1 pseudogene is annotated in these 255 nt (G+C 56.9%); it reads right to left on the bottom strand.

Going from position 1 to position 255, the window contains the following annotated elements:
• A pseudogene (locus RTW80_RS29985) lies at positions 1-255 on the bottom strand (zinc metallopeptidase RseP); the annotation flags it as partial.

The following is a 255-nucleotide window of genomic DNA, read 5'->3' as shown; positions in this document are numbered from 1 at the left end:
CCTGTCACCCGCTTGTAAACCTGCTTTACTCGCTGCCGATTTGGCCTGTACTTCGGCTAATACCGGCTCGATCTGCGCGCCGCGCGGTCGAATCCCGAGTGCGGCGACAGGGTCCTCTTTGTCTGGCTCAAAGCGCCAGTGGCGTAAATCCAGCACTTTTTCCTGCCGCTGGTCGGAACCAAATGGCGATACGCTGACGGTTGTCTGCTCATCACCAATTTTGGCAACCAGTTGTAACCTCACGGCATCCCAATC

It is taken from the genome of Escherichia sp. AM3, assembly GCF_032029835.1.
GTDB classification, from domain to species: Bacteria; Pseudomonadota; Gammaproteobacteria; order Enterobacterales; family Enterobacteriaceae; genus Escherichia; species Escherichia coli.
Note: the sequence above shows the minus strand (reverse complement) of the source record. Positions and strands in the feature narration are given on the sequence as shown.